The organism is Halopelagius fulvigenes (assembly GCF_042662625.1).
GTDB classification, from domain to species: Archaea; Halobacteriota; Halobacteria; order Halobacteriales; family Haloferacaceae; genus Halopelagius; species Halopelagius fulvigenes.
The window spans coordinates 41,157-66,298 of sequence record NZ_JBHSXH010000015.1; the positions used below are offsets into that span (position 1 = coordinate 41,157).

Here is a 25,142-nt window from a genome sequence, read left to right on the forward strand (position 1 = left end):
GCGCTCGCTAACGTATATGGAACTCACGACCGAAGACCGAGTGTGAAGGTGTAACCGGCAGTGCGGACGCCCTCGCGCATCGTCGGACGACTATCGACGACCCCCACTAACACGATGAACGTACTACTACTCGGTGCAAGCGGACGAATCGGCCAACGAATCGCGAACGAACTCCTCGAACGCGACCACGGGGTCACCGGGGTCTCCCGAAGCGGTGACGTCGGCGGAATCGACGACCCCGACTTCGAGGCGGCCGCCGGCGACGCGACCGACTCCGACGACATCGCCGACCTCGCAGAGGGTCACGACGCCGTCGCGTCCGCCCTCGGTCCGAGCGAGGGTCAGGACCCGGACGTACTCGTGACGATGGCGAAGGCCGTCGTCGAGGGGATGCGGGACGCGGGCGTCGACCGACTCGTCTGGACGGGCGGCGCCGGCGGTCTGAAGGTCGGCCCCGACACGCGACTCGTAGAGACCGAGGACTTCCCCGAGGAGTGGGAGCCGGTGGCTCGCGCCGCTATCGACGCCTACGAGGTGATTCGGGACGCCGACGACCTCGAGTGGACGTACCTCGCGCCCGCCGCACTCATCGAACCCGGCGAACGGACCGGCGAGTACCGGACCGCCGACGGTGAACTCGTCACCGACGAGGGCGGCGATAGCTACATCTCGATGGAGGACTTCGCGGTCGCGTTCGTCGACGAACTCGAATCCGGCGACGCCGTCCACACCTACCTCGGAACCGGTTACTGAGCCGCGCTGACCGCCCACCGCCCGCGGTCTCTCGGAGTTCAGACGGGTCCTTCGAACCGAAACTAACTTTCTCGGGTCGGGTGCATCTCCGGCGTGAACCGGGATACGCTGCAGTTTTACTCGCTCTACCTCACGCGGTTCGCCGGCGGGTTCGGCTTCATCACGCTCGTAACCCTGCTGGGAAAGTACATCAACGTCCTCGACCCCTCGGCGGTGACGATTATGGGAGTCACGCTCGGCGCGGGGTTCGTCATCGGGATGTTCACGACGGGGTTCACACTGGCGCAGACGGTCACCGTCGTGCCCCTCGCGTGGGCGGGCGACCGCTTCGACAAGCGGACCGTCCTCCTCGGAACGCTCCTCCTCGGCGCCGTCGCGTACGGCCTCTTTCCGCTGGTCGATTCGAGCCTCTCTTTCGTCCTCGCGCGGGCGTTGCAGGGCGTCGCCGTCACGGGTGCGAGCCTCATGTCTCTGGCCCTCGTCGGTGAACTCGCGGCGACCGGGACGCGGGCGAACCGCATCGGGAAGGCCAACGCCGCCGCCTTCGCCGCCTCCATCGTCGGCAGCATCTCCGCCGGCCTCCTGTACGACGCCCTCGGCTTCTCGCCCGTCTTCTCGATAATCGTCGCTCTCCTCTCCGTGGCCACGGTCGGCGTCTGGTTCCTCCTCGACCCCGACGAGACGACCATCCGCGGTTTCCCCTTCTCGGACCTCGCCCTCAACCGGCGCATACTCACGATAGCGACGTTCCGGACGCAGTACGCCGTCGCGGTCACCCTCGTCCGGACGTGGGTGCCCATCTACGCGGGCGTCGCCGCCGCAAGCGGCGGACTTGCCTACGGCGGTCTCGCCGTCTCCGTGACCGTCGTCGCCGAGAAGTTCACCAACATGCTGTTCCAACCGACGATGGGCCGATACTCCGACGAGTACGGCCGCGCGGCGTTCGTCTTCGTCGGCGGCGGCTTCTACGGACTCGTCGCCCTCTGCGTCCCGTTCTCGCCCGCCATCGGCGCCCTCGGCCTGCCGGACGCGCTCCCGGTTCTCGGTCCCCTCTCGCCCGCGTTCCTCCCCCTCGTCGGCCTCTCCGGACTCCTCGGCGTCGCCGACAGCCTGCGCGAACCCGCGAGCATGGCGCTGTTCGCCGACGAGGGAACCGAGGACGGCGGCGTCGCCTCCTCGTTCGGCATCCGCGACCTGCTCTGGCGGCCGGGAAGCGTCGCCGCGCCCTTGCTCGGCGGCTACCTCATGGCCGACGTAGGCATGGAGTGGGTGTTCTACGTCGGCGGTCTGTTCGCCCTCACCGGCGTCCTCACCTTCCTCGCCGTCCTCGTCCGCGACTTCGGCGCGGGCGCACTCACCGAGTGGTGACGGTCGGGAGGGTCGCTCCGCCCGCCCCCTCTCGGGCCTAGTGTCAATACGCTCTCAGCCGTAGCGGACGTATGGACCGACTCAGCACTCCCGCGAGGCAGCGACTCCTCGCGTCGCCCCTCGGTGCGGCGGCGGCGACTCGGCCGTTCGAGTCGTTGAAGACCCGTTCGCTCCCCCGCAAGTTCTCCGGGTACCGCGCGCGGGCGGCGGCGGACGTGGCCCTCGGGTCGGGTCCGGCGGCGTACCTCCGCGAGGCGGACGCGCCGCCGGCCCCCCACCTCCACGACAGAATCGAGACGGCCCTCGCGCGGTACGCCGACGTCCGCGAGGCGTACGAGGAACTGCTCGAACGCTGGGAGGCCGTCTTCTGGGGCGACGTGACCGCCGGCCCGGACCAACGGGTCGAACTCGAACGCGAGCGACGGCGAATCTCGGAGGCGCACGCCCGCCCGGACGACGTGTTCGGGTTCCTCGCGCGGGACCACTACGTCCCGCCGGTGAAGTACGACGTGCCGGACCCGGACGCCGCCGCGGAGAAGTGGGCGCGCGAACTCGCCGAACCCGAACGCCTCTACGGCTTCTCCGACGCCACGGTGACGGAGGCGCTTCCGCGCGTCACCCGGTCGGCGACGGTCACCGGCCCGGGGACGACGGAGTTCAGACTGCGCTTCGAGACGCCGGCGCTCCACGTCGGCGACACTGCCACCGCCCGCGTCTACGAACCCGACGACGCCGAGGGCGCACTGCCGACGTTCGTCTTCTACTCCGAACTCGCGTCGCTCGGCGACCTGCTCCGCTACTGGCCCGAGGAGGAGGCCGTCGGCCGCCGCCTCGCCCGCGAGGGGTACCGCGTCGTCCTCCCCGACGCGCCGTGGCACGCCCACCGCGAACCGCGCGGGGGGTACAGCGGCGAACCGTTCCTCGCCCGCGCGCCCGTCGGGATGTTCGAACTCTACGCCGCGGCGTCGAAGGAGGCGGGCGTCCTCGTCGATTGGGCACGGACGGAGGGCGCGCCCCGCGTCGGCGTCGGCGGTATCGGACTCGGTGGCACCGTCGCCCTCCACGTCGCCGGTCGGTGCGACCTGTGGCTCGAGTCGATGCGCCCGGAGTTCGTCGCGCCCGTCGGCGCGCCGGGCGCGGTGGACCAGACCATCACGTCGAGCGATCTATTCGAGGCCCTCGACGTGGGCGATGCCCTCTCGGCCGCCGGGTGGACAGGCCGCCGCCTGCGCGAGTTCGCGCCCCTCCTCAACCCGCCCGCGGAGCCGGCGTTGGACCCCGAGCGGATTCTCGCCTTCTACGGTGCGGCGGACGAAACCGCCCCCGCGGAGACGACGGAGGCCCTCGTCCGACGGTGGCGACTCCCCCGACGGAACGTCACCGAGTGGGACTGCGGCCACGTCGGCGTCCGCACGCGCCTGATCCGAGGCGACTCCTACCGACGAGCGGTGACGCGCGAACTCGACCGACAGACGATGCAGACGGAGACGGGCGCGACGGCCTGAGAGTCGCTGAGAGCGACGGCTACGACCCGATCCGCCCCCCGCTAAGTTCTCCCTTTGAAACTGTTTCACCAGCTAGCGCCGGCGTAATCGCAGGATGGGGGCGGGGACGCCCCGGGCGGGTGACCCCTGCGTTTCGACCGTTTCAATCGTCCAACCGTCGGCGACGTTTATCCGGCTTCTCTCCCATGTGAGGAGTACACAGCCCCGGTACGGATCCGGGAGGTGCCCCGAATGCAAGAACACGAACGACCCACGGAACGTCGGACGGTGACCATGGTCTCGGAAATCAAACGCCACCTCCGGCGAGCGCTCGCGAAGGCGTGCGTCGCGTTGACCGGGTTGACGCTCGCCTTCCTGCTTGCGCCGGTCTGGTGAACGACGCCGGAACGGACCACTCGTCCCTCCGGGTGGGACGAGACGAACGGAGCGACGGGCGGCACGCCTCGAACTGAGGGTGCGGTCCCGTCGAAACGACTTCCGCGGCGAACCGCCGCAAGGACGGTAGCGAACGAGGCGAATCCGACCGCTCGACGGGGTTACTCGTCGAGGAAGTCGGGTTCGATGCGCTTCTCCTCGTACTCCGATTCGAGGTGGCTACGGAACTCCTCGACGGAGACGTCCTGTTCCTCTCGCTCCTTCCGGTCGCGCACGGAGACGGTTCCGGCCTCCTCCTCGTCGCCGCCGACGATTATCATGTAGGGGACGCGGTCCTCCTGCGCCTCGCGAATCTTCCGTCCGAGCGTCCACGACCGGTCCTCGACTTCGACGCGGAAGTCGCCGAGTTCGTTCTTCACGCGGTGGGCGTAGCCGAGTTGGTCGTCGCTGATGGGGAGGATGCGCACCTGTTCGGGCGCGAGCCAGTACGGGAACTTCCCGTTGAAGTGCTCTACCAGCACCATGAAGAAGCGCTCGTAACTGCCGTAGAGCGCGCGGTGGATCATCACCGGGCGGTGTTCCTCGTTGTCCTCGCCCGTGTAGGTGAGGTCGAACCGCTCGGGCATGTTGAAGTCCACCTGCACCGTCGGGCCGTCCCAGTGGCGGCCGAGGGCGTCCTCGAACGAGAAGTCTATCTTCGGCCCGTAGAACGCGCCGTCGCCGGGTTCGAGGTCGTAGTCGATGTTCTGGTTCTCCAGCACCGAGCGCAGTTGCGTCTCCGCCTGCCCCCATATCTCGTCGCTGCCGACGGACTTCTCGGGGCGCGTCGCGAGTGCGACGTGCGCGTCGAGTCCGAACGTCTCCAGCACCTCGAAGATGGAGTCCATCACCTGCCGGATCTCCTGTTCTATCTGCTCGGGGCGGCAGAACAGGTGGCCGTCGTCGATGGTGAACGACCAGACGCGGGAGAGGCCGGAGAGTTCGCCGCGTTGCTCCTTCCGGTACACCTTCCCGTCCTCGAAGTAGCGCACCGGCAGGTCGCGGTACGACCACGAGTGCTGGTCGAAGATGGTCGCGTGGCCCGGGCAGTTCATCGGTTTCAACCCGTACTCCTCGTCGTTGACGTCGAGGAGGAACATGTCGTCCACGTAGTTGTCGTAGTGGCCCGACTGCTTCCACAGTTCCGTCCGGAACAGATGCGGCGTCTCGACCGGTTCGTAGTCGGCGTCGAGGTTCAGCGACTCGGCGTAGTCGGACAGTTCGTTGAGGATGCGCTTGCCGTTCGGGTGGTAGAGCGGAAGCCCCGGCCCCGTCACCTCGGGGATGGAGAAGAGGTCCATCTCGCTCCCTATCTTCCGGTGGTCGCGCTCTTTGGCCTCCTCGCGCCGTTCGAGGAACCGATCGAGGTCCGATTCGGACTCGAACGCCGTCCCGTAGACGCGCGTCAGCGTCTCGTTGTCCTCGTCGCCGCGCCAGTACGCCGAGGAGATGTTGAGCAGTTCGACCGCGCCGATTTCGCCCGTCGATTCGACGTGCGGGCCCTTACAGAGGTCCTCGAACTCGCCCTGCACGAAGAAGGAGACGGGGTCCTCGTCGGCCGCCTCGTTCTCCAAGATGTCGCGCTTGTACGGGTTGTCCTCGTACTTCTCCAGGGCCTCCTCGCGAGAGAGCAGTTCGCGCTCGATTTCGAGGTCCTCCTCCACGATGCTCTCCATCTCGTCTTCTATCTCCGCGAGGTCCTCCTGGTCCAACTCGACGCCCGTCACGTCGTAGTAGAAGCCCTCGTCCGTCGGCGGGCCGATGGCGAGTTTCGCCTCCGGGTACAGTCGCTGAAGCGCCTGCGCGAAGACGTGGGCGGCGGAGTGGCGGAGGACGTCGAGATACTCGTCGCTCTGGTCCGTGACGATGACGACGGTGGCCCCGTCGCGGACCGGCGACGCCTTGTCCACGAGTTCGCCGTCCACGACGCCCGCCACGGTGTCGGCCCCGAGGCCGGGTCCGATCTCGTACGCGACGTCTTCGACCGTCGCCCCCTCCTCGACGGGTAACTCCGTGCCGTCGGGGAGCGTCACAACGATTTCACTCATACCCGGTGGGAGTCGGAGCGGACGAATAAGTGTTTTTGAGTGCCGCTACGGGTTCCCACGGCGCGACCGAGACGCGGACGATGCGGTTCCCGTCGGTCAGTCCTGTCCGGTTTCTATCTCGACTCCCTCGAACGTCGTCTCCACCGTCTCGCCGTACCGGTTCCCGTTCGTCTCGTCGTGGCGCTTGAACGTCGGCGGCGCTATCTCGACGTGGAGGTCGTACGTCCCGTCGCCCGGCAGTTCGACGTTCGCCCCGTAGTGGTGGACGCCGGGGTGCCACAGGAACGGCGTCTCGACCGGTCCGACCGTCTCCCCCTCGCCTTCGAGCGTCACCGTCACGTCGAGGTGGGGGACGAACCGCTTGTCCGCGCCGTCGGTGACGACGATTTCGACGTGGCAGTTCTCCTCGTCGGGTTCGACGAACTCGAACTCGCCCTCGTCGCGGAGTTCCCACATGCCCTCGGCCTCCTCCTGCGCGAACCCGACGTAGTAGTCGCCGACCCGCGTCACGTCGCCCGTATTTGCGACGCTCGTCATCATGTAGGTGGCCGACGAGTGGTACGCCTCGCCCTCGGTGCGGGCCATCTGCAGTTGGTTCCTGTCCACCTCGTCGCTCGGCTCTTTCTCGGGTTTCTGCGGCATCGTGAAATCGCGTCCAAAGTGGTGCGGAACGCGCGTAAGCGTGCTGGCCTCCCGCCGGTTCGAGGCACCGTTCGGTCCGTCGAACCGGTACCCTCGGTCGAAGGTGTGACCCTCCGTACCATCTCCCCGGACTGAGATACTCGCACTCAGCGAGAAGACTTTAGACGGTGAAAAGACACGAACAATCGTTATGGATGTCGAACGAATGTCACGACGCGAAACGCTCGTCGGAGCCGGTGTCGCTGTGGGTGCAGTCGGCGTGCCGGGCCTCGTCGGGAGCGTCTCGGCCGAGGAGACGACGACCGAGGAGGCGGCAGACGAGGAAACGACGGAGTACGAGCAACCGGACGAGGAGGGAACGCTCGCGGCCTGTTCGTTCAACGTTCGGTACGACAACCCGGAGGACGACTATCCGTGGGAGGCGCGCCTGCCGCGAGTCGTCGAGGTGGTGGACCAACTCGACCCCGAACTCCTCGGTATCCAAGAGGCGCAACCGAACCAGTTCGCCGACCTGCGAGAGACGGTCACCGACTACGAGTGGTACGGCGTCGGCCGCGAGGGCGGCGACGAGAGCGAAGCCGTCCCCATCGCATGGGTGTCGGACCAGTTCGAGGAACGGGACAGAGGGGTGTTCTGGCTCTCGCCGACGCCCGATGAACCGAGCATCGGGTGGGGTGCCGAGAACCCGCGAATCTCGACGTGGGCGAGTCTGACCCACGGCGAGACGGGCACCGACCTCTGGTTCTGCAATACGCACTTCTCCCACGTCGACCCTGAGGCCCGCCGCGAATCGGCCAACATCATCCGGGAACGGGCGATGGAACGTTCGGAGAACGGCGAGATGGTCGTCATCACGGGCGATCTCAACTCCATCCCGACGGAACCGCCGTACCACATCATCGCGGGTCGGACGGGCGCCGGTCCGAGTCCCGTCGTCGACGGCCGTCGCGAGGCCGGAACGAATTCGGTGTACGGTCCGTGGGGCACGTTCCACGGCTTCACCGACGAGTTGAAGGACCGAATCGACTACGTCTTCACCCCCGAGGAGGCCAAGGTACTCCAGTACCGGACCCTCGGAATCCGTGAGGGGGCGTACCGGTCGGACCACCTACCGGTCATCGCGCACTTCGAACCCTGACGGGACGGGCGGTCGTCCCCGCGGTCGGGTCTCCGCCGAGTGGCCCGACCACACGCTTAACTGTCGCGCCGCGGAGATTCGGATATGCGATTCGACAGACAGAGCGGCGTCTTCATGCATCTGACATCGCTCCCCGGGCCGCACGGCATCGGCGACTTGGGGGACGGTGCCCGGACGTTCGTCGATTGGCTCGACTCGGCGGAGCAGTCGCTGTGGCAGTTCTGTCCGCTCGGTCCCACGGCGTCGGTCCTCGGCAACTCGCCGTACCAGTCGTACTCGGCGTTCGCCGGGAACCCCCTGTTGGTCAGCCTCGAACGACTCCGAGAGCGGGGGTACCTGACGGACGACGAGTTGGAACCTGTCCCCGACTTCTCCGACCACGAGGTGGAGTACGACCGCGTCGGCGACTACAAGCGCGAGAAACTCCGCGCGGCGTACGACCGATTCGAGGAGGCGGCGACGGGCGACGAACGCGAGGCGTTCGAGGCGTTCCGCGAGCGAGAGTCCGCGTGGTTGGACGGGTACGCCCTGTTCATGTCGCTCCGGACGAAGTACGACGGCGCGTGGGTGGAGTGGCCCGAGGAGATACGCACCCACGACGAGGACGCCATCGAACGCCACCGAGAGGAACTGAGCGAGGAGATACGCTACCGCGAGTTCGTCCAGTTCGTCTTCGACAGGCAGTGGCGCGACCTGAAGGAGTACGCCAACGAACGCGGCGTGCGGTTGGTCGGCGACCTCCCCATCTACGTCGCCCTCGACAGCGCCGACGTGTGGGCCGCCCCCGAGGCGTTCGACCTGACCGAGGAGAACGAACCCGCCGTCGTCGCGGGCGTCCCGCCGAACCCCGGCGACGACGGCCAGTCGTGGGGGAACCCGCTGTACGACTGGGAGTACCTCCGCGAGAACGACTACGACTGGTGGATGGATCGACTGAAACGCCTCTTCGAACTCGTCGATATCACCCGCATCGACCACTTCAAAGGGTTCGACGAGTACTGGGCCATCCCTGCGGGCGAACCGCCGTCCGCGGGCGAGTGGCGGGACGGGCCGGGCGCGGACTTCTTCGAGGCCGTCGAACGCGAACTCGGCGACCTGCCGTTCGTCGTCGAGGACCTCGGCTTCCTCGACCACGGCGTCGTCTCCCTCCGCGACCGGTTCGACTTTCCCGGCATGCGCGTCCCGCAGTACGCGGCGTGGTGCGAACAGGGCCACATGTACCAACCGATGCACTACCCCGAGAACTGCGCGGCGTACACTTCGACGCACGACACGGACACCCTCGCGGGCTACCACGAGGACCTGCCGGACGACCAGCGAGACTGCCTCCACTACAACATCGGCGCGGACGGGTCGGAGATTCACTGGTCGATAATCGACGCCATCTGGCGGTCGAACGCCGTCCTCGCGTTCACGACGATGCAGGACGTCCTCGGACTCGGGTCCGACGCCCGGTTCAACGTCCCCGGCACCGCCGAGGGGAACTGGCGGTGGCGGTGCACCGAGGAGGGGTTCGACGCCGACTGCGCGAACCGCCTCGCCGGTCTGACCGACGAACACATCCGCGACTGACCGCCGAAGCCGTCGGATCTTCGGACGATGCGCGGGATTATCTGACAGACCGCCGTAGGCCGCGGCAGTGACTCGACGTGACCGACCGACGGTGAACGTCGTCCAGACGGAGTCGTGGGTCGAACTCCACCTGCGCTTCCTCTCGCACCCACGCCGCGTGACGAAGACCAGAAACGCCCTCTACGAGCGCATCTTCGAGGAGTTCAACGAGCATCCGGAACGGGTGAAGTTCCCCCTCGGGCGCAACCGCTGAGGCGTCGGCCGCCGCGCCCCCGACTTGCGCATCGAAACCCCGAAACGGGCCGCGGCCCTCTCGCGGCACGATGGAGTTGGAGACAGGTGCCCTCCCCTTGGCGGACGTGGACGGCCCCTTCGACCTGCAGGCGACGGTAGAGAGCGGCCAATCGTACCTCTGGGACCGCGCGGACGGTCGGATGTACGACTCGATAGACGTCCACGGCGGCGACGCGTGGTACGAGACGGTCGTCCCGCCGATAGACGGCGTCTGCGACGAGCGAACGGTCGTCCGCGTCCGACAACTCGGCGACAGGCTGGAGTGGGAGGCGACGGGCGACGCCGTCCCGATTCTCGGACACCTCCTCCGTCTGGACGACGACTTGGACGCGATTCTCGACGCGACGTCCGACGACCCGCTGCTCGAACGGGCTTACGACGCCTACGAGGGGATGCGCATCGTCCGCGACCCGCCGTTTCCCTGCCTGATCTCGTTCATCTGCTCCGCGCAGATGCGCGTCTCCCGCATCCACGGGATGCAGATGGCCCTCGCGGAGGCGTACGGCGACGAAATCGAAGTCGGGGGGCGGACGTTCGACGCGTTCCCCGCGCCGGACCGCCTCGCGGAACGGACGGAGGCGGAACTGCGCGGGTTGGGCCTCGGGTACCGCGCGCCGTACGTCCAGCGAACCGCCGAGATGGTCGCAAGCGGCGAGGACCCCCTCGACGCGACGGAACTGGGGTACGAGGCGGCCCGCGACAGACTCACCCGGTTCGTCGGCGTCGGCGACAAGGTGTCCGACTGCGTCCTCCTGTTCTCGCTCGGGTTCCTCGAAGCCGTCCCACTCGACACGTGGATCAAGTCGGCGATAGCCGACCACTACCCCGACTGCGGCCGGGGAACGTACGCCGAAACCTCGCGGGCGATTCGGCGGCGACTCGGCGGCGAGTACGCCGGATACGCGCAGACGTACCTCTTTCATTACCTCCGCGGAGGCGGCGAGTGAGAGGTCGAGAGCGAGGCGGACGGAGCGAAGCGGACGACCCTCGCGGTGGGTGTGAGCGGCGGAGTTCGCGACGTCTCTCCCCGGCGGTGTCCGGTCGTCCCGCCGTGGATCTCTCACTCTGTACCGGACTCTCTCGGCGTCTAGAGACTCATTTCGCGTGAAGCGCGGGCGAAGTTTCTTGCCGCAGGCAACGCTACGTTCTACTGTCATGGATTGCAGAGTCGTCGTCGAGGCCGCAGTTCCGGTGTACGACGTCGAGACGCCCGACGAAGCCATCCGCATCGGCATCTCGAAGACGGGCGAGATGCTCAATCCGGACCTCAACTACGTCGAGATAAACATGGGGTCGCGGACCTCCCCGTCGGGCGAGGAACTACCGCCCGCGTTCATCGCCGCAGACGAGGCGCTGGTCGCCCTCGAACTGGAGATGACCGTCTTCAACGTCGAACAGGAGGAACACGCCTCTCGAATCGCGCGGAAGGAGATCGGCCAACTCCTCGAGAACGTCCCGTTGAAGATTCTCCGAGTCGAAGAGCTGCCGGACGAGGAGGACGATCACGAGGAGTCCGACACCGCGGACGACGGTGACGACGACCTCATCCCCGAGTTCGAGGACCTCGTAGACGACTCCTGACGCGCCTCCGCGGCGACTCCCTCATCCGCTCTTCTCCCGAACGTGCCGTTAAGAAGGGTATAACGAAGCGCGCTCCGCTCTGCTATCGTATCGGTGCGGCACCGTGCGACTCTCGACGCACGGTCTTTCCGCGCGCCGATAGTAGTCACTCGTAGGTGTAACTGACTGGGAGTAACTGCGTTGGTTGTTCTCTCAGTCGGCCTTCGGAGCAACGGGTTCCTGCGTTGTCTCCTCAAGCGACGAGGTGATTCCTTTCGCCAGTTTGAACACGGCCGCTTTGTGGTCTGTCTTGGACTTGTGGATGGACGTCGGTCGGACCCCAAGTTCGTTATACGCAGTAAGTGGAACGTCGTCTTCTTCCCACTGTTCTACGTGACTGTGGACTTCTGCGAGCAGGCCGTGCAGGTGGATGAGCTCCTGCTTCTTCATGAGCAGCAGTTTGTTACAACCGGAGGATTATATTACTATCTTGACTCGCGTTAACACACGCCTTTCAAAATCGGGTGGATTACCCGGTCAATTCAGGCGTTTTTAACGTCTTCAATAGTGAAGGTTATCATCTGTTATCAGCCACATAACGGCGTGTCGAGCGATTGGCGTGAACGTTTTAGGGACCGCGTCCCCTCACGTCAGGTATGGACTACGAGGATACTCTCGACCGGGCGCTCGAGGAGACGCCGGACGTCGCGGAGGGCGAACACCGCTTCGAAGTCCCCGACCCGACGATTCGGCAGGAGGGTAACGCGACGGTGTACGAGAACTTCGAGGACACGTACGACCGCCTCGCGCGCGACCCGGACCACCTGCTGAAGTTCCTGCAGACGGAACTCGGGACGAGTGCGAACGTCGACGCTCGGGACCGCGCCCGGTTTACGGGGTCGTTCAAACAGCGTCGGGTCGCCGACGCGATAGACGAGTACGTCGATTCGTTCGTTCTCTGTAGCGAGTGCGGGTCGCCGGACACGCGACTCGTCGAAGAACAGGGCGCGACGGTGCTGAAGTGCGACGCCTGCGGGGCGCTCTCGCCGGTCCCCGACCAGTAACGCCGGTCGCGACACGCCGACTCCTTCTCGCCGCATCGCGCGCTACCGAACTCGATAGCGGTCGCTCCGTTACCGAGCGTCTGATTCCCCCGTTTCACCGAGTAACGAGGCTACTGAAACTGTTTCACCGTTTCTAGGTCGCGTTCGGTCCGCATGAACTCCGACAGTCGCCGGGTCGCCCCGCACCCTTCGCACGTAAAGTTCTCCTTCGGGTCGAACAGATCAGTCGGCGCAGACTCCCAGTCCTTCCGACATTCGGGACACAACAGACGGACAAAGGCTTCGACCATGTGGTCAGGTGACATTTGGCACGTCAATAAATGTTTCCGCGAATATAATACGCGCCGGCGGACGGCGACGGTCGGCACGTCTTCGGCCGAAATACGGCGATAAACCGCCGGTTATCGGCTCTCGGCGTTCGAAAAAAGCCCGGAAAGGGAGGTGTGGATAGAGTTACGGGACGCGTCGGAGACGCAGAGACGAGAGGAGAACACGGAGAGAAGACGGAAAGAGAGAGAAGAGAACCGTGGGCGGTTGTCGTCGGCGTCACCAGAGTCCCCGCACCGCTGAGCGATTTACGCGAAGATTCCTCGGTCGTCCGCTTCGAGGAGTTCCTTGTAGCGGTTGCGGATGGTGACCTCCGAGATGCTCGCCACGTCGCTCACCTGACTCTGCGTCACCTTCTCGTTGGTGAGCAGGGCGGCGGCGTAGACGGCGGCGGCCGCGAGGCCGACCGGCGACTTCCCGGAGTGGATGCCGGACTCCTTCGCGTTGCGCAGCAGTCGACGCGCCTCTCTCTCGGCCTCGTCGGAGAGGTCGAGGTCCGAGGCGAACCGCGGGACGTACTGCTCGGGGTCCGCGGGCTCGATTTCGAGCTTCAGTTCGCGGACGACGTAGCGGTACGTCCGGGTCAGTTCCATCTTGTCGACGCGGGAGACGCGCTCTAACTCGTCGAGCGAGCGGGGGGTGCCCGCCTGCCGCGCCGCCGCGTACAGCGACGCCGTCGCGACGCCCTCGATGGAGCGTCCCGGCAGCAGATCGTCGCTGAGCGCGCGGCGGTAGATGACCGAGGCCGTCTCGCGGACGTTCTCCGGCAGACCGAGCGCCGAGGCCATCCGGTCTATCTCGCCGAGCGCCTGCTTCAGGTTGCGCTCCTTCGAGTCGCGGGTGCGGAACCGCTCGTTCCACGTGCGGAGGCGCTGCATCTGTTCGCGCTGGCGCGCGGACAGGGACTTCCCGTAGGCGTCCTTGTTCTGCCACCCGATGTTGGTCGAGAGACCCTTGTCGTGCATCATGTGGGTCGTCGGCGCGCCGACGCGGGACTTCGAGTCGCGCTCGGAGGAGTTGAACGCGCGCCATTCCGGGCCGCGGTCCACGGAGTCCTCCTCGACGACGAGTCCGCAGTCCGTACAGACGGTCTCGCCGTGTTCCTCGTCGGCGACGAGGTCGCCGCCGCACTCGGGACAGGTCTCTTCTCGTTCGGTCTCGTTCGTTCGTTCTTCCGTCTGCTCGTCGGTCGTTCGCTGGCGGTTCGTGCTGACGTACTCTCGGATTGTTGTATCGCTCATGGTGTTGGGTGTTGACGCAGACTCGCCCAGGCCGGTGGAAGAGGGGAGAAAGAAGATGCCCGGACCGGCTGAGTCCTTACCCTTAGTAAGGCGGGAGACTACTTAAACCTTTGCTCGATTTCGGAGCGGCAAAACCGACTCACCACGCCTCAATAATCGTGAAATCAAGCGATTAGGTGAGTCTGGCGTTCGGGCAGAAGGGTGTCTTATACCTTTCGACACGATTATTCGTTACATCCAGCCCTCGCGCTGGAAGTGCACGAGGAGGATGAACGAGACGAGGGCCATCCCGACCATCACCGCGGGGTACCCGAACGCCCACTCCAGTTCGGGCATGTTGTACGGACTGTTCGCGAAGTTCATGCCGTACACGCCGACGACGAACGTGAGGGGGATGAATATCGTCGCCACGACGGTGAGGCGCTTCATCACCTCGTTCGTGGACTGCGAGAGTGCGTTGAGGTAGATGTCGCGGGCCCCGCGCGCCAGGTCGCGGTACGTCTCCGTCAGGTCCACCACCTCCACGAGGTGGTCGTACACGTCGCGGTAGTAGCGTTCTGTCTGTTCGCGGACGTGGACGGCGTCGCCGCGCGAGAGGACGCCGATGGCCTCCCGCGTCGGCCAGACGACCTTCCGGAACGAGAGGAGGTCGCGTCTGACCGCGTTCAACGACTCCAACACGTCGTCGTCCGGGCCGTCGAGGACGCCCTCCTCGACGTCTTCGATGGTGTCCTCCACGTCGTCTAAGAGGTCGAAGTAGTCGTCCACCACGCGGTCGACGACCCGGTAGGCGGCGAAGTCCGGGCCGTACCGGAGCGTCCGCCCGTCGCGGTTCTCCACCGACTGCCACACCTGCGACACCGCGCTGACCGGTCCCTCCTCGTCGGTTATCGTGACCAACCACTCCGGACCGAGGAACAGTCCGACCGGCCGCGTGCGAACCTCCTCGTCGAACGTCGTCTCCCCCCGTCGAAGCATCGCCGTCTTCACGAGGACGAACGTGTGCGCGGGGTACTCCTCGGTCTTCGGCCGCACGTCGTTTTGGATGTCCTCGACCGCGAGGGGGTGGACGCCGAACACGTCGATTATCTGCTCCAGTTCCGCGTCCGTCGGGTCGGCGACGCGCACCCACGTCGTACCGGGCGCGTCGCGCGCCTCCCGGAGGTCCGTCTCCGACTCGACTCTGACCTCGTTGACGTCGCCGGCGTCGTAGACGAGCGACGAAATCATTCCGCGACGTCCCCCTCGATGCTCCGGCCGATAGAGTAGAGCGTAACCCCGACCATCACGCCGATGACCGACGCGGAGCGACCAGGATACGCCTCGACGGTTCCGAGGACGTACCCGACCACTCCCAAGACGGTCAGGGCGATACCCGCGGCCCGCAACCTGTTCATGTCCGATTCTTTCCCGCAGGGGAGAAAAGCGTTGTTCGGTCGGCGGCGGTCCGATTTCCGGACGGAGCGTTCGCGTCCGGGCGTCGTCCGCCGGCTACGCGGGGTGCTGGATGGCCCGCATCATCGAGAGGACGTTCTGCTGTTCGCCGTTCAGCGGTTGCGGGTAGATGCCGATGGCGACCACGAAATCGTCGCCGTCGCGGTACTTCGTGACGTGGACGTACACGTCCACCTGCCGTCCCCGGACGTTCGCCTTTCCGGCGAACTTCGTCACTTCGGTCTCCGTCCCTTGGACGGTGATGGTTCGCGAACTCACCTCTCGAACGTCGGAGAGGCCGCTGTATCGGTTCTGCACGAGTTCAACGAGGCGCGCGTTCGAGTAGTCGCCGATGGGGTTGAGCGTCTGTCCGGCGACTTCGACGGCGGGCGTCGAGACGACGGTGAAGACGCCCACCTTCGCTTCGACGACCGCGAGGTCCAGCGACTTCTCGTACGTCGTCATCTTGTTCTCGGCGACGACCGTTCGCTCCTGCCCGGCGACGCTGAACGTGCGGTTCACCTCGACGGTTCGAGTCCCGTTCGAGGTGTAACCGGCGTTCGACGCCACGGACTCCTCGACGACGGCCGGGTCGGCGGAGACGGTGAGCGGTTTCTCACCGGTGAGGACGCCCACGCATCCGCTCGTCGAGACGAGCATCGCGACTGCGAGAAGGACGGCTACTGTACGGCGGATTTTCATAGTGTGCGACCGTTTCGCGCCGACAGAAATAAACTACGTGGACCGCGCCGGACGGTCGTCGGACGCGCCTCGTCCGTCGTCGGCGTCGTCTGCGTCGCCCACGCCGCGGGACTCGTTCGCCCGCCGGACGACGCGCCCGCTGTACCAGTAGTAGGCGAGTGCGACGAACGGGAGGGTGAAGGCCGCCCCGAACCAGAGGTGCCGGGAGTGCCCCCAATCGACGCCCTGCCGCCGGAGCGACTTGATGTCGGCGCGAATCAACCCGGCGAAGAAGAGGTGGGTGACGAGGACGACGGCCAACGCCCCCCGCAGGTCGAACCAGCCGACGACGAGGAACAGGACCGCGCCGATTCCCCAGATGACCGGGAGGATCGGCCGGTAGACGCCGCTCACCGACGGATCGTCCCGCTCTCGTTCGACGTCGCGTCCCCGCCTGTAGCCGTCGCCGCTCGAACCGCGACTCATCTCGTCCGTTCTACTCGGCGCACACGGTAAAAGGTCGTCGCGGTCAGCCGAGGTACCGAACCTCGACGGTGTGGGGTTCGCCGTCGAGCGAAATCGTAACCGCGTCCGCGAGTGAGTCTCGGACCGACGCGCGCCACCGTTCGACGGCCTCGGCGTGCCGCGCCCTGTGTCGCTCCCGCGTGTACGCCTCCTCGGACGCCCGCAGTTCGTCCCCCGTCCGGTCTACGGTCGGATACGGCAGGTCCTCGGCGAGAAACGCCTCGGGGCCGACGTGAAGCGGCGTCACCTCGCCGTCGTACTCGCCCTCCCCGCCTTCGACGTGCAACCGCGCGCGCATCCGCCCGGCGAACGGCGGCGTCACGCGGAGGACGGCGTCCGTCCCGCGCCGTTCGTTCGCCTCCAACGCCGTCACCACGTCGTCCGTCGTCACCGCGAGCGAACGGACGACGCGGGGGTCGGCGGACCCTCCGGCGTCGGCACTCTCGGACGCATCTCCCGACACGTCGCCGGGCGAATCGCCGGACGCGTCGCTCTCCGCCGCGCCGTCACCGCCCGACCGAGAGCGTTCGCCGTCCGCGCCCATCGGTCAGTCGCCCGCCGTCACCCGCGGTTCGGCGTCCGGCCCGAGTTCGCCGCCGCAGTCCGGACAGTTCGCCCGGAACGAGCCCGGAGAAACCCGTGCGCCACACTCTCGACAGACGAATGACACCCGTTCACTCATTTGTACGACGCCACGTTAGTCGTTCGCATTGTTAAGACTTGCCGTGGTATCGGGGACGGCCGATATCTGCGGCCGGCGAGTCAGAGGGCGGGAAGGAGGGTGCGCCACCCCGATGAACCGCACCTCGCAAGGTCCGCACTGACCCCTACCGAGACCGCGGTACGGCGCGGAGGTCCTCCGCCGGCGACGGTACGACGAGTTCGCTCCCGACCGGTCGCCCGCCACCGTTGCCGGTTTCGACTCCTCCGGGCCTGCATGCGGTGCTCCGTAGACCGGGAGACGGCCGAGGGGCGCGTCGGAACGGAGCGATGCGACGAATGTAGCACCGATTACAATTTCCGGCTACCGTATCACTCAAACTTCCTAAAACTCGGCGAGATGCCGTCTAATGCAACCAAATGGTCTACGGACGTAATGACAATGTAATTATGTGGGCCGCGATGGTCCGAGACCTACTATGGATGGAAACGAGACAGACGGTAGCGGTGATTCGCGCAGAGACTTCATGAAGAAGGGTGCACTGGCCTCGGGGGCGGTCGCGCTCGGCCTCGGAAGCTCCGGGAGCGCTGTCGCGCAGGAAGACGGTGGGGACGACGACGACATCCTCCTGAACGACGAGAAGATGGACTGCATAATGTACCAGAACGACTTCCGCCCGGAGGCGGAGTTCATCATCACGACGCCCGTCGTCGACTGGACGCCGAACGCGCCCGCGAACCTCGGAAGTCCTTTCGAGGGGTACAACACTCGGATGATAAGTTACCGTAACACGGGTGATAAGGTGCTGTTCTTCCAGGCACAGGACGCCCAGATTCCGAACTACAGCGAAGAGGCGGGCTACGTCGTCGACGACGACGAGTCGTTCGGCGAGAACGAGTTCACCCAGCCGGAAGTGTACTCCCTCTGGAACGAGGCGAGCTTCTACGAGGGGACGAACCGGCTCGTGAAGGCCAACTTCAGCCCGGTCGAAGAGGACTACGAGAACAGCCTTTTCGAGGGCGAAGGCTTCGACGAGAACGACGGCTGGCTCTGGTAACGCACCGCGGTCAGCACCGTCAGTCTCCCTTTTTTCGGCCAGTCCAGACGAGAGCCGCTTCGACCGCCGCCCACCCGACGACGACGAGGAGTTGGAACAGCATCCCGACGGCTTCGGCCGCCGAAACCCACCCGGGAAGCGCGAAGAGCGCGCCGTTGAGGATGACGCTCGGGACCAGCGAGGTGACGCGGACGGTCAGCCACGACGCCGGCCCGTCCGCGAGGGTGACTCGGCGGTCGGCGTAGTCGAGTCGCGCGGCGCTCTCGCCGCCGGTGCTCTCGTCGCCCGTCGGAAGCACCTCCGCGTCGTACACCCCGTCGGGAACGTCCGCCCGCCAGACGACGCTCCCCGTCTCGTTCACCGCGAAGATGCGGTTCCCGTGCGAATCGACGAGGACCGTGTTCCCGTTCGGAAGTCTGTCCGCGTCGCGCGGCCAGCGGAGTCGCGCGTCCCGCCACCGCCACGTCCGCGTCCACGTCCCGTTCTCTCGTTGGTACTCCACGATGCGGTTGTTCTCCGAGTCCGCGACGACGACGGCGGGGCCGCCTCGCTCCCTCGGGATGTAGTCGGGGTTGTGCTGTTCGTAGAGGATGCTCCGGTTATCATCCTCGCCGAGCGTCCAGTTGTGGAGCATCCCCTCTCCGGGCTCTATGAACACGACTTCGTCCATGTTCCGGAGGCTTGCCATCACGCGGCCGTCGTCGAGGTACTCCACGTCGTTGAGGTGCGACCAGTCTCCGGGGTACTTCCCGCCGCTCTCCTTCGCGTACGCCTCTCGGACTCGCCACTCCCAGATGACCTCGTCCGTCGTCGTGTTCACCATGTACACCCCGTCTCTGCCCGTCCTGATGTCAGCGACGAGCAGCACCGACTCGTTGACTCGGTCCACGTCGTGAATCTGCGATGACCCGACGCGGGGACTGACGACCGAGTACAGTCGCTCGGACTCGCCCGTGGTGAGGTTCACCCGCCGCACGACGTTCCTGATGCACTCCTCGGCCGCACACCGCGACGGGTCGACGCCCTCGCTGGCGACGTACGTGACCGTCCGCGCCCCCTCGGAACTCGGGTCGACGTCGTGGTAGATGTCGAACGTCCGTTCCCGGTAGATTCGCTCTCCGTCGGGACCGTACGCGACGAGTTGGCTCGGCCCCGTCGCGTCGATGGTGTACGCCGTCACCGCCCCGGGCCCCGACTCCATCGAGGGGTCCGTCGTCCGGTCGGCCTCCGCGGCGGTCGCCGTCAGAACTGGAACCGCACCGACGAGTAGTAACGAGAGCACGACCACCCTGAACCGACGCCGATTCCGTCTCACCGGTCCTAACATCTTCTGTGGTCTCGACCTGATGTCGTAGGTCGGCTCTGAACCTGTTGACTATTGTGGCTAGGGAACCGGTACCGGCGTCACCGCCGACGAAAAACGGGGAGTCTACGGAGGCGGTGCGCCGAGGCGCGGGGCCGACGGCGGTGCGACCGCATCGAGAACGCATATACAAGGCCGACGTGAAGGAGTGCGTATGACCGACGGAACCCCCGCGGAGGCGGGATGGTTCGAAAACGCGGACGCCGGCGACGGCGCGGCGGCGACGGCGATTCGGGAGGGCCGCGCGGAGACGCCCGCCGACTGGCCGACGCGGGCCGTAGACGCCGGGTTCGCCGCCGACGAGGCGGACTACTACGAGAAACTCCGCGCCGCGGCTATCGACGCGGCGCGCAACTCCGCCGCCGAACGCGAACGCGCCGACGACAAGCAACTGGTCCACGCTGTCCGGGCGATGGACGACGCCGAACGCACGGCGAACGAACTCGCCGAACGCCTCGCGGAGTGGGCCGGGACGCTGTACGACGACGCGGGCGTCGGCGTCGACGGCGCGCGCGACATCGCCGAGAGGGAGGCCGAGACGCCGGTCGAGGAGCGAGTCGTCTCCCTCGCGGAACGCGTCGCGGACCTCGCGGACGAACGCGACGACCTGCGGGCGTTCATCGAGACGCGCGCGCCCACCGTCGCGCCGAACCTCTCGGAGATGGCCGGGCCGGTCCTCGCGGCGCGACTCGTCGCCCTTGCGGGCGGCCTCGAATCGCTCGCGAAGAAGCCCTCCGGGACCGTGCAGGTCCTCGGCGCGGAGGACGCCCTCTTCGCGCACCTCCGCGGCCGCGGGTCCTCGCCCAAGCACGGCGTCATCTTCACCCACGAGTACGTCCGCGGGACGCACCCCGAGAATCGGGGATCCGCCGCCCGCGCGTTCGCCGGGAAACTCGCCATCGCCGCCCGAATCGACCACTACGCCGGCGACTTCCGGCCGGAACTCCACGAGGAACTGCGGGAGCGAATCGAGACCATCCGGGCGCGGGAGGCGGGCGAGTGAGCGACTCCCTGCCCGCGGGCGTCGAACGCCGCACGTTCGACGGCCGAGAGAGACTGGCGACGCGGGGGGCGACCGTCTACGGCGAACCGACCGACGAGGGGTGGCGCGCGTGGGACGCGGGCCGGTCGAAACTCGGCGCGATGCTCGAACTCGGCGTCGAGACGCGGTTGGAGGGCGGCGAGACGGTCCTCTACCTTGGCGCGGCCTCCGGAACGACCGTCTCGCACGTCGCGGACTTCGCCGGGCCGACGTACGCCGTCGAGTTCGCGCCGCGCCCCGTCCGCGACTTGGTCGGCGTCGCCGAGGACCGCGAGAACCTCTTCCCCCTGCTGAAGGACGCGCGGAAGCCCGAGACGTACGCGCACGTCGTTGAGGCGAACGTGGACTGCATTGTCCAAGACGTGGCGACGCGGGGGCAGGCGACCGTCGCCCTCCGGAACAGGCGGTTCCTCGCCGAGGGCGGCCACCTCCTCGCGGCGGTCAAGGCCAGAAGCGAGGACGTCCTCGAAGACCCCGATGACGTGTTCGAACGGGTCACCGACGAACTGCGCGAGGGGTACGAGATTCTGGAGACGGTGCGCCTCGACCGGTACCACGACGACCACCTCGGCGTCGTCGCGAAACCGCGTTTTGCGGACCGTAGCATGTAACGCTGCGACGTCGCCCGCCCGAAGTGAGGTCGGACGGCCGCGCGCGTTCGATCGTCCCCCTCGCCGGGGTCCACGACATATTTAATCGACCGTCTCGAACGACGGAGCGATGGAGCTAGGGTCCGCGGACGCGTTCGACCGGATGGGTACGCTCGGCGTCGAAGAGGAGTTCTACATCGTGGACGCCGAGGGCTACCCCACCTCGGGCATCGCGGACTTGATATACGACCACGAACCCTCGGGGATACTCGAAGGCCGTTTGGACCACGAACTGTTTCAGTTCACCATCGAGACGCAGACGCCCCTCATCGAACACCCCGACGAGGCCGAAGAGAACGTCCGCGCCGTCCGCGAGGCACTCGTCGAACACGCCGCCGAGTACGGCTACCGCATCGCCGGGGCGGGTCTGCACCCCGCCGCGAAGTGGCGGGAACTCGACCACGCGACGAAACCGCGGTACAAGGCGCAACTCGACCGCATCCAGTACCCGCAGCACCGAAACACGACCGCCGGCCTCCACGTCCACGTCGGCGTGGACGACGCGGACAAGGCGACGTGGGTGGCGAACGAACTCCGGTGGTACCTCCCGCCGGTGTTGGCCCTCTCCGTGAACTCGCCGTTCTGGAACGGGTTCGACACCGGCCTCTCGTCGGCCCGCGCGAAGGTGTTCGAGAACCTCCCGAACACGGGCATGCCGACGCACTTCGAGGACTTCGAGGCGTACCGGCGGTTCGAACGCCGGATGGTCGAGTCGGGGTCGATAAACGACCGCGGCGAACTGTGGTACGACGTGCGCCCCCACACGGGCCACGGCACCGTCGAGGTCCGGACCCCCGACGGGCAGGCGGACCCCGAAATCACGATGGCGTTCGTCGAGTACGTCCACGCACTCGTCCTCGATTTGGCGGACCGCTACGAGGACGGCGAGTCGGGCGCGGACGTCCGCCGGGAACTCCTCGACGAGAACAAGTGGCGCGCGATGCGCTACGGCCACGACGCGGAGTTCATCACCCGAGACGGCGAAGGGACCGTCTCCCTCGAATCGTTCATCGCCGAGGAGTGCGACAGACTCGGCGTCACCGGCCTCCGCGAGGTGTACGGTCGAGAAAGCGGCGCGGAGAGACAGCGACGAATCCACGAGTCGGAGGGGTTGGACGCCCTCTGTCTCGACCTATGTCTCGACTGACGCCACGGAAAACTTTTCAAGGTCCGGTTTTGTCCCTGTTGATAGAACAGTATGTCTGCGGACGATATCGACGACGACGCCACGGATGCGGGGACTGCCGACATTGACGAGGCGCAGAGCGTCTCGTCAGACAACCAGAACGCTTCGCGTTCTGATGACACCGACGAGGTAGCCGCCGCCGAATCGACCACGGAACGCTCGCCGCGAACGCGTCTCGAAGCGGAGGCCGACCGCGCCGTAGAGGAGTTCGACGAGGGAATCGTCGACCTCTTGGCGTGGCTTCTCGACACGGAGACGCGCGCTCGAATCTACGTGTTCCTCCGACAGCACCCTCACTCGACCAGCGAGGAAGTCGCCGACGGGACGGGACTGTACCCGAGCACGGTGCGCGAGGCGTTGGCGGAACTCCACGAGGAGGAGACGGTCGTCCGCCGGAAGCGGCAGAACTCCGGCGCGGGCAACAACCCCTACGAGTACACGGCCATCCCGCCGAGCGAACTCGTCCACGGGGTCGTCGGGCAGGTGCAGTCGCAGTTGAACACGGTGTTCAACCTCGACCGGCGTCTCGGCGGCGCGGACGCCGCCGGCGACGCGGAACCGGTCACCATCACCGTCGAGCAAGCGACCGAGGAGTGACCGGTTCGCCGCCGAGGCTGCCGACGCGGCGCGGTCTCTCTCTTCCGAGCCGACCTGTTTAAGTCGCGGCGGGCCGACGCCCGGATATGAACGTCGCGCTGGGGGGGACCTTCGACCCGGTCCACGACGGCCACGTCGCACTCTTCGAGCGGGCTTTCGAACTCGGCGACGTGACCGTCGGTCTCACGAGCGACGAACTCGCGCCCGAGACCCGCCACGTGGACCGCTACGTCCGGTCGTTCGAGGAGCGACGCCGCCGCCTGGTCGAGGAACTCGAACCCCTCGCGGAGGAGCACGACCGCTCCTTCGAGGTTCGAGAACTCACCGAACCCACCGGCATCGCCACCGAACCGCAGTTCGACGCCCTCATCGTCTCCCCGGAGACGACCGACGGCGCGGAGCGAGTCAACGAGATTCGAAAGGAGCGCGGTCTGGACCCCCTCGACGTGGAGGTGGTGGACCACGTCGTCGCCGAGGACGGCGAGCGCATCTCCTCGACGCGGATCGTCCAAGGCGAAATCGACCGCCACGGGAACGTGACGCCCGAACGCGAGGGGCGCGACGCGATGGAACCGGTAGACGACGACGGTGACGGCGACGCGGACTCCTAATTCACCACGACGGCGGGCGGAACCCGGCGTCTTCGAGGATGTCTTTCCACCGCTGTTGGATGCTCAGCCGAGTGACGTCGGCGGCGTCCGCGACGTCCGTCTGTGAGCGTTCTTCGCCCGCGATGAGAGCCCCGGCGTAGAGGCTGGCGGCGGCGATGGCCTTCTTCGATCGGTCGGACGCCGGTATCTGCGAGAGGAACATATCCGATGCGTAGGACCGCGCTTCGGAGCCGAGTTCGAGTCTGTCCGCCGCCGTTTCGATGTGCGTCAGCCACTCCTCGTTCTCGACTCGGTCCCTGGCGCTGTACATGCCAGTTCGTTGCGCGCCATCGTACATGAACCCTCCGCGCGGAACGACAGTTTGATTGTCTCGATGGGGCTAGCAGGGAGTGCGCGCGGGTAGCCAAGCCTGGCCAACGGCGCAGCGCTTAGGACGCTGTCCCATAGGGGTCCGCCGGTTCGAATCCGGTCCCGCGCATACGCGGCTCCGCCGCGTCTTGCGATTTTCACTTCGGCAGGAGACCCACAATGGAAGACCTGCCAATCACGCTCTCGCGCTGTAACGTTTTCACCAACAGGAAGTTGGACATCGAACGCCCCATCCCCGTAGTGCCGAAATCGCACGACCGGGCGCTGAACGAGAAGCAACTTGTAGACTACAAAGACAGGAGAGTCCGGTTCCTGTCATGGCTGTTGAAGGTTGGGAAGACCCCCGAGAAGGCCGAAGGGTACTCTCCGTACACCGTTTACTCCACGGCGTACCGAACTGCGCGCTTCGACCTGTGGCTATGGGAGCAGAAGAACGAGTACAGATACCCGCCTCAATCCGATGACGCCGCCGCCTACATGGACTGGTTGGCGTTCTCCGACAAGAGTCAGGTGATGAAGGGTAAGGCGCAGGAAGGACTCCAGCACCTCTCGAAGTGGCTCCACCACGAGTACGGGTACGACGAGTGGGAGTTCGAGTACTCGTTCGACGGGTCCGGCGGCAACCACCAGCCACAGGACTTCCTCACACGCGAAGAACGCCGCGCTATCCGGCAGGCGGCCCTCAACGAGGGAAACATCCCTGCTTACGATTCCCTCTCCGCAGAGGAGTGCAACAGGTGGAAACTCTACATCTCGAACGCACTCGGTAAGCCCTACGACGAGGTGACACGCGATGACTGGGGCGAGGTGAACGGCTGGGAAATCACGTCCCTCGTCTGGACCAGCCTTGATGCCGGTCTTCGGCCCAACGAGGTTCGCAACGCTCGGACGGAGTGGGTAGATACGAAGAACGGGATTCTCCGTATCCCGAAAGACGAGTCCTCGAAGAACGAGGGCAACTGGACCGTCAGCCTCACGGAGCGAACTGCAACTGCGCTATCTCGGCTACTTTTATCATAGCCTATTGAGTTGAGGCCGTT

28 protein-coding genes, 1 tRNA gene and 1 pseudogene are annotated in these 25,142 nt (G+C 66.3%); 18 read left to right on the plus strand and 12 right to left on the minus strand.

Annotated elements, in window-relative coordinates; genetic code table 11:
• The first annotated feature begins 114 nt into the window (after positions 1-114).
• From ACFQEV_RS10090 to ACFQEV_RS10105, 4 genes are all read left to right on the plus strand, one after another.
• Entirely contained in the window at positions 115-753 is a 639-nt protein-coding gene (locus tag ACFQEV_RS10090) for an NAD(P)-dependent oxidoreductase (RefSeq protein ID WP_379695457.1), read from the plus strand.
• A 93-nt stretch (positions 754-846) separates the two neighbouring features.
• Entirely contained in the window at positions 847-2,121 is a 1,275-nt protein-coding gene (locus ACFQEV_RS10095) for an MFS transporter (protein ID WP_379695459.1), read from the plus strand.
• A gap of 71 nt (positions 2,122-2,192) precedes the next feature.
• Entirely contained in the window at positions 2,193-3,626 is a 1,434-nt protein-coding gene (locus ACFQEV_RS10100) for an alpha/beta hydrolase (protein ID WP_379695462.1), read from the plus strand.
• Between the two features lie 231 nt (positions 3,627-3,857).
• Positions 3,858-4,001: a hypothetical protein gene (locus tag ACFQEV_RS10105; RefSeq protein ID WP_379695465.1), complete on the plus strand. Its 144-nt coding sequence runs from the start codon at positions 3,858-3,860 to the stop codon at positions 3,999-4,001.
• Positions 4,002-4,162: 161 nt separating this feature from the next.
• Here ACFQEV_RS10105 and thrS read toward each other — a convergent pair whose 3' ends face one another.
• Positions 4,163-6,088, minus strand: a complete 1,926-nt coding sequence (gene thrS / locus ACFQEV_RS10110) for a threonine--tRNA ligase (RefSeq protein WP_379695467.1) — start codon at positions 6,086-6,088, stop codon at positions 4,163-4,165.
• 96 nt (positions 6,089-6,184) lie between these two features.
• Entirely contained in the window at positions 6,185-6,730 is a 546-nt protein-coding gene (locus ACFQEV_RS10115) for an iron transporter (RefSeq protein WP_379695469.1), read from the minus strand.
• A gap of 205 nt (positions 6,731-6,935) precedes the next feature.
• Here ACFQEV_RS10115 and ACFQEV_RS10120 point away from each other — a divergent pair, with 205 nt between their 5' ends.
• The 5 genes and pseudogenes from ACFQEV_RS10120 (at position 6,936) to ACFQEV_RS10140 (ending at position 11,315) form a co-directional block, all read left to right on the plus strand.
• Positions 6,936-7,868 carry an endonuclease/exonuclease/phosphatase family protein gene (locus ACFQEV_RS10120; RefSeq protein ID WP_379695471.1) on the plus strand — a complete coding sequence of 311 codons (933 nt, stop codon included), beginning with the start codon at positions 6,936-6,938 and terminating at the stop codon, positions 7,866-7,868.
• Positions 7,869-7,952: 84 nt separating this feature from the next.
• Positions 7,953-9,440, plus strand: a complete 1,488-nt coding sequence (gene malQ / locus ACFQEV_RS10125) for a 4-alpha-glucanotransferase (RefSeq protein WP_379695473.1) — start codon at positions 7,953-7,955, stop codon at positions 9,438-9,440.
• A gap of 79 nt (positions 9,441-9,519) precedes the next feature.
• Positions 9,520-9,693, plus strand: a pseudogene (locus ACFQEV_RS10130) (mechanosensitive ion channel family protein); the annotation flags it as partial.
• A gap of 76 nt (positions 9,694-9,769) precedes the next feature.
• On the plus strand, positions 9,770-10,681 hold the full coding sequence (locus tag ACFQEV_RS10135) for a DNA-3-methyladenine glycosylase family protein (RefSeq protein ID WP_379699826.1): 912 nt from the start codon (positions 9,770-9,772) through the stop codon (positions 10,679-10,681).
• 208 nt (positions 10,682-10,889) lie between these two features.
• Positions 10,890-11,315, plus strand: a complete 426-nt coding sequence (locus ACFQEV_RS10140) for a DUF555 domain-containing protein (protein ID WP_379695475.1) — start codon at positions 10,890-10,892, stop codon at positions 11,313-11,315.
• A 192-nt stretch (positions 11,316-11,507) separates the two neighbouring features.
• On the opposite strand, the gene ACFQEV_RS10145 is transcribed toward ACFQEV_RS10140, so the two are convergent.
• A complete protein-coding gene (locus ACFQEV_RS10145) occupies positions 11,508-11,744 on the minus strand; it encodes a UPF0058 family protein (RefSeq protein WP_379695477.1) in 237 nt (78 codons plus the stop codon).
• A gap of 206 nt (positions 11,745-11,950) precedes the next feature.
• Between ACFQEV_RS10145 and ACFQEV_RS10150 the strand changes: the two genes are divergently transcribed.
• Entirely contained in the window at positions 11,951-12,358 is a 408-nt protein-coding gene (locus ACFQEV_RS10150) for a translation initiation factor IF-2 subunit beta (RefSeq protein WP_379695479.1), read from the plus strand.
• Between the two features lie 110 nt (positions 12,359-12,468).
• Here the strand turns inward: ACFQEV_RS10150 and ACFQEV_RS10155 are convergent, their stop codons facing one another.
• From ACFQEV_RS10155 to ACFQEV_RS10185, 7 genes are all read right to left on the minus strand, one after another.
• Positions 12,469-12,648, minus strand: coding sequence for a DUF7836 family putative zinc-binding protein (locus tag ACFQEV_RS10155; RefSeq protein ID WP_379695481.1), 180 nt, complete (start codon positions 12,646-12,648; stop codon positions 12,469-12,471).
• 285 nt (positions 12,649-12,933) lie between these two features.
• Positions 12,934-13,926 carry a transcription initiation factor IIB gene (locus tag ACFQEV_RS10160; protein ID WP_379695483.1) on the minus strand — a complete coding sequence of 331 codons (993 nt, stop codon included), beginning with the start codon at positions 13,924-13,926 and terminating at the stop codon, positions 12,934-12,936.
• Between the two features lie 231 nt (positions 13,927-14,157).
• Positions 14,158-15,156 carry a magnesium/cobalt transporter CorA gene (corA, locus tag ACFQEV_RS10165; RefSeq protein WP_379695485.1) on the minus strand — a complete coding sequence of 333 codons (999 nt, stop codon included), beginning with the start codon at positions 15,154-15,156 and terminating at the stop codon, positions 14,158-14,160.
• Positions 15,153-15,323 carry a hypothetical protein gene (locus ACFQEV_RS10170; RefSeq protein ID WP_379695487.1) on the minus strand — a complete coding sequence of 57 codons (171 nt, stop codon included), beginning with the start codon at positions 15,321-15,323 and terminating at the stop codon, positions 15,153-15,155. Before ACFQEV_RS10170 ends, corA begins: the two co-directional genes overlap by 4 nt.
• 94 nt (positions 15,324-15,417) lie before the next feature.
• Positions 15,418-16,062 carry a DUF6517 family protein gene (locus ACFQEV_RS10175; protein ID WP_379695489.1) on the minus strand — a complete coding sequence of 215 codons (645 nt, stop codon included), beginning with the start codon at positions 16,060-16,062 and terminating at the stop codon, positions 15,418-15,420.
• A 33-nt stretch (positions 16,063-16,095) separates the two neighbouring features.
• Positions 16,096-16,527 (minus strand): hypothetical protein, encoded by a 432-nt coding sequence (locus ACFQEV_RS10180; protein ID WP_379695491.1) that lies wholly within the window; start codon positions 16,525-16,527, stop codon positions 16,096-16,098.
• Positions 16,528-16,570: 43 nt separating this feature from the next.
• Positions 16,571-17,110, minus strand: a complete 540-nt coding sequence (locus tag ACFQEV_RS10185) for a DUF8009 family protein (RefSeq protein ID WP_379695493.1) — start codon at positions 17,108-17,110, stop codon at positions 16,571-16,573.
• Positions 17,111-17,705: 595 nt separating this feature from the next.
• Between ACFQEV_RS10185 and ACFQEV_RS10190 the strand changes: the two genes are divergently transcribed.
• Positions 17,706-18,284 (plus strand): twin-arginine translocation signal domain-containing protein, encoded by a 579-nt coding sequence (locus ACFQEV_RS10190; RefSeq protein ID WP_379695495.1) that lies wholly within the window; start codon positions 17,706-17,708, stop codon positions 18,282-18,284.
• A 19-nt stretch (positions 18,285-18,303) separates the two neighbouring features.
• Here ACFQEV_RS10190 and ACFQEV_RS10195 read toward each other — a convergent pair whose 3' ends face one another.
• Positions 18,304-19,566: an arylsulfotransferase family protein gene (locus tag ACFQEV_RS10195; RefSeq protein ID WP_379695497.1), complete on the minus strand. Its 1,263-nt coding sequence runs from the start codon at positions 19,564-19,566 to the stop codon at positions 18,304-18,306.
• 235 nt (positions 19,567-19,801) lie between these two features.
• Between ACFQEV_RS10195 and ACFQEV_RS10200 the strand changes: the two genes are divergently transcribed.
• The 5 genes from ACFQEV_RS10200 to ACFQEV_RS10220 all read left to right on the plus strand — a co-directional run bounded on the left by ACFQEV_RS10200 (position 19,802) and on the right by ACFQEV_RS10220 (position 23,733).
• Entirely contained in the window at positions 19,802-20,650 is an 849-nt protein-coding gene (locus ACFQEV_RS10200; RefSeq protein WP_379695500.1) for an NOP5/NOP56 family protein, read from the plus strand.
• Positions 20,647-21,300 carry a fibrillarin-like rRNA/tRNA 2'-O-methyltransferase gene (locus tag ACFQEV_RS10205; RefSeq protein WP_379695502.1) on the plus strand — a complete coding sequence of 218 codons (654 nt, stop codon included), beginning with the start codon at positions 20,647-20,649 and terminating at the stop codon, positions 21,298-21,300. Before ACFQEV_RS10200 ends, ACFQEV_RS10205 begins: the two co-directional genes overlap by 4 nt.
• 109 nt (positions 21,301-21,409) lie before the next feature.
• Complete coding sequence (locus ACFQEV_RS10210) at positions 21,410-22,486, plus strand: glutamate--cysteine ligase (RefSeq protein WP_379695504.1); 1,077 nt, start codon at positions 21,410-21,412, stop codon at positions 22,484-22,486.
• A gap of 51 nt (positions 22,487-22,537) precedes the next feature.
• Positions 22,538-23,122 carry an ArsR family transcriptional regulator gene (locus ACFQEV_RS10215; protein WP_379695506.1) on the plus strand — a complete coding sequence of 195 codons (585 nt, stop codon included), beginning with the start codon at positions 22,538-22,540 and terminating at the stop codon, positions 23,120-23,122.
• An 86-nt stretch (positions 23,123-23,208) separates the two neighbouring features.
• Complete coding sequence (locus ACFQEV_RS10220; RefSeq protein WP_379695508.1) at positions 23,209-23,733, plus strand: phosphopantetheine adenylyltransferase; 525 nt, start codon at positions 23,209-23,211, stop codon at positions 23,731-23,733.
• Between the two features lies 1 nt (position 23,734).
• Here the strand turns inward: ACFQEV_RS10220 and ACFQEV_RS10225 are convergent, their stop codons facing one another.
• Positions 23,735-24,043, minus strand: coding sequence for a cyclin family protein (locus ACFQEV_RS10225; protein WP_379695510.1), 309 nt, complete (start codon positions 24,041-24,043; stop codon positions 23,735-23,737).
• A gap of 83 nt (positions 24,044-24,126) precedes the next feature.
• Between ACFQEV_RS10225 and ACFQEV_RS10230 the strand changes: the two genes are divergently transcribed.
• Together ACFQEV_RS10230 and ACFQEV_RS10235 are read left to right on the plus strand one after the other, a co-directional pair.
• Positions 24,127-24,211, plus strand: a tRNA-Leu gene (locus ACFQEV_RS10230).
• A gap of 50 nt (positions 24,212-24,261) precedes the next feature.
• On the plus strand, positions 24,262-25,122 hold the full coding sequence (locus ACFQEV_RS10235) for a site-specific integrase (protein ID WP_379695512.1): 861 nt from the start codon (positions 24,262-24,264) through the stop codon (positions 25,120-25,122).
• Positions 25,123-25,142: the final 20 nt, after the last annotated feature.